The 3432-nt window shown below is 68.7% G+C and carries 2 protein-coding genes and 2 pseudogenes (1 of these 4 running past the window's edge); 1 reads left to right on the top strand and 3 read right to left on the bottom strand.

Going from position 1 to position 3432, the window contains the following annotated elements; genetic code table 11:
- A pseudogene (locus ACFE99_RS17120) lies at positions 1-90 on the bottom strand (aldehyde dehydrogenase); the annotation flags it as partial.
- 64 nt (positions 91-154) lie between these two features.
- Positions 155-922, bottom strand: a complete 768-nt coding sequence (locus tag ACFE99_RS17115; RefSeq protein ID WP_375487348.1) for a class I SAM-dependent methyltransferase — start codon at positions 920-922, stop codon at positions 155-157.
- Between the two features lie 25 nt (positions 923-947).
- On the opposite strand from ACFE99_RS17115, the gene ACFE99_RS17110 reads away from it, so the two are divergent.
- The gene (locus tag ACFE99_RS17110) at positions 948-2138 is read left to right on the top strand and encodes a glycosyltransferase family 4 protein (protein WP_375487346.1); all 1191 of its coding nucleotides are present in this window, start codon (positions 948-950) and stop codon (positions 2136-2138) included.
- On the opposite strand, the pseudogene ACFE99_RS17105 reads toward ACFE99_RS17110, so the two are convergent.
- Positions 2122-3432 (bottom strand): annotated as a pseudogene (locus ACFE99_RS17105) (hypothetical protein) (it continues 392 nt past the right edge of the window). The gene ACFE99_RS17110 and the pseudogene ACFE99_RS17105 sit on opposite strands and share 17 nt — an antisense overlap.

The following is a 3432-nucleotide window of genomic DNA, read 5'->3' as shown; positions in this document are numbered from 1 at the left end:
GTGCACTTCGATCACGTCTGACGTCGACGGTTCTGTCCACTTGCCGCCGATGAACAGCTTGTCGTACTCGGTCTTCTGGCTGTCGCTCATGCCCGCCACCCTACCCAGCCGGCGGCAAAACGAGAACACGTTTCAGTCAAGTGACATCGTCGGCTTACTGTGGTCGCAGCACCAGCATCAAGTTGCTCACCAGAAACTCACGTAGTACCGGCACGGACGTCATCCACCACGCCCATCGCGGGTGGTAGCGGGGGAAAGCGGCCACCAGCGCGCCGGTGCTGGCCGCCCACTTCAGCCCGTCGGCTGCCGACACCGCAAAAAGTGACGACCCATAGTTGTTCTTGGCCGGATGACCGTGTTTTCGGGAGTAGCGTGCTGCGGCGCGAGCCCCCCCGAGGTAGTGCGTCAGGCCCATCTCATGGCCGCCGAATGGGCCCAGCCACACGGTGTAAGACAGCAGCGCCAGGCCGCCCGGCTTGGTCACCCGCAGCATCTCGTTGCCCAGTTGCCAGGGTCGCGGCACGTGCTCGGCGACGTTGGACGACAGGCAAATGTCCACGCTGTCGTCGGCGAAGGGCAGCGCCATGCCCGACGCCCGTACAAATACTCCGGATTCGTCGCGGGTCGCCGGTCCGGGCGCATGCATCTCGGCGGGGTCCGGCTCCACGCCGAGATAGTGAGCACCGGCATCGGCGAAGGCTGCCGCGAAATATCCCGGTCCGCCCCCGACATCGAGCACCGTACGGCCAGCCAGCGGGCCGGCATGGGTGGCGTGCCACAAGTCGACGACCATCGTCACAGTGTCGGCGGCCAGTGCGCCATAGAACCGGGCCGGCGCCGACTGCTCGTAGCGAAACTCCGACAGCAGTCGCAACGAGCGGGACAGTGTCGCCCGCCGAGCGACGATGTCGGTAACCGCCACCTGGCCCACGTTAGGCTGTCAGCCAATGTCTGCCGCGCAACCTGAGCCCAACGGCCAGCAATCCCGAAGTATCAGCGCGGTATTGCTGCTGTGCTGGCGGGACACCGGTCACCCGCAGGGCGGCGGCAGCGAAGCCTACCTACAACGCATCGGCGCCCAGCTGGTCGCCTCCGGTGTGACCGTGACGCTGCGGACCGCGCGCTACCCGGGCGCGCCGCGAGGCGAGGCGATCGACGGTGTACGGATCAGCCGTGCCGGCGGCCGGTATTCGGTCTACGTGTGGGCACTGCTGGCGATGGCTGCCGCCCGGCTGGGGCTAGGGCCGCTGCGGCGGGTGCGGCCCGACGTGGTGATCGACACCCAGAACGGCTTGCCGTTCCTGGCCCGACTGCTGTACGGCCAGCGAGTCGCGCTGCTGGTGCACCATTGCCACCGCGAGCAGTGGCCGGTGGCCGGTCCGATGCTCGGCCGACTCGGCTGGTTCGTCGAGTCGAAGCTGTCGCCGCGCGTGTACCGGCGGAATCAGTATGTGACGGTATCGCTGCCGTCAGCTCGCGACCTCGTCGATCTCGGCGTAGGCAATGAGCGGATCGCGGTAGTGCGCAACGGGCTTGACGAGGCGCCGGCGCAGACCCTGACCGGGCCACGTGCGGCTTCGCCCCGCGTGGTCGTGTTATCGCGGCTGGTTCCGCACAAGCAGATCGAGCACGCCCTGGACGCGGTGGCGGCGCTGCGGCCACGCATCCCGGATCTACATCTCGACATCGTCGGCGGCGGGTGGTGGCGGGCGCGCCTGGTCGGCCACGCGGCGCGGCTGGGCATCACCGACGCGGTGACATTTCACGGCCATGTCGACGACGTGACGAAGCATCATGTCGTGCAACGGTCTTGGGTACACATGTTGCCGTCGCGCAAAGAGGGGTGGGGTCTGGCCGTGGTCGAGGCTGGCCAGCATGGGGTGCCTACGATCGGCTACCGGTCCTCCGGTGGACTATCCGACTCCATCGTCGACGGGGTGACCGGGATATTGGTCGATGACCGCGACGAGCTGGTCAACCGGCTCGAACAACTACTGGCCGACCCGGTATTGCGCGACGAACTCGGCGGCAAGGCGCAGATCCGCTGCGGTGAATTCTCGTGGCGGCAAAGCGCTGACGCAATGCGTGGCGTGCTGGAGGCGGTGCACGCCGGACAGCGCATCAGCGGCCTGGTGTAGGCAAGAGACCGGTTCGACGCCAGCCGGTGGCGATCGACCCGACAGCGCCACCAACGAGTAATCCTAGCCACGCCAAATGCGCGAGGAGCACCGCAAATCTGTTGTCCGCCAAGGTGCTTACGCGGTGGGCGCCGATCCGGTACAGCGCCAGGTCATGGTCACGGTAGACCGGAGGCAGCAAGTCGAGGGTGCGGGCCGCGGCACCCATGTCGCCTGCGGTTCCTGACTCGACGACCAGCCAAGCCACGCCCGCATCGCGCAGCGCGCCGGGATCGACCCCCGCCAGCAACAAGGCCTGCACAGCGCGCGCGTGGGTGCCTTCGCCGGGAACGGTGACGCCCGAAACGGTCAGGTCACCGGTGGTCAGCACATCGGCGCGCAGCCAGCGGGGCAGCGGGTCCAGTACCGGTGCCCGACCCGACCAGGAGAAGCGCCGCATGGTGCCGGCCGGCAATACCGCCACCGGGCCGGGGTCGTGGTTGATCAGCGACGACACCGCGCGCCAGCCGACGGGATACTGCACCGGCTGCACCTTGCCGCCAACCCCCCAGCACAGATCGGGCAGGCCTGCTATCAGCACGACACAGCACGCCAGCGCCGTCACCGCCGGCCGCAGCCAACGCTGCAGGCTCACCACCGCGCCGGCTCCGGCCAGTGCATATCCCGGCATTGCCAACGCCACCCACTTCTGGCCGTCGCGGACCACGGCGAATGCCGGAGCCGCGTCGACCAGCGCACGCAACAGCGCCAGGCCCGGCCCGGTAGCCAGCAGCGCCGGCACCACCACGGCAGCCGCCGCCAGCACGAGCAGTGGCACCGCCGCCGCCCGGCGCATCACCACCGGCACACCCGTCACCACCACCGCTAGCAGCGCCGCAGCTGCCACCATCGCGAAAGTCGTTGTGCGCGACGTCGGTACGGCCTCGGCATTCCAGATCCCCCCGAGGCTGGCCAGGCTCCCCAGGGTGCCCAGACCGGGTTCCGCGCGCGCGGCGAACACGCCAATCGCCGGAGCTTGAGCCCAGGTACGGACACCCCACGAGGGGCCCAGCGCGGACGCCGTCAACCATGGCAGCGCCGCCACCACGGCGACCGCTACCGTGGCGCTCACGCACAGCCAGCGCCCATAGCCAGAGCCGCGCGTCACCGTACACACCAGAGCCACGATCGCGGCCAGCATCAGCCCGGTCGGCGTCAATCCGGCTAGGGCCACCCAACAGACCAGCGCAAAGAATCGTCGGCGGCCCCCCGTGAACCGCAGCCCGAGCATGGTCGTCGCAACCCATGGCAAGCA

It is taken from the genome of uncultured Mycobacterium sp. (genome assembly GCF_964249325.1).
In the GTDB taxonomy this organism is placed as follows: Bacteria; Actinomycetota; Actinomycetes; order Mycobacteriales; family Mycobacteriaceae; genus Mycobacterium.
Note: the sequence above shows the minus strand (reverse complement) of the source record. Positions and strands in the feature narration are given on the sequence as shown.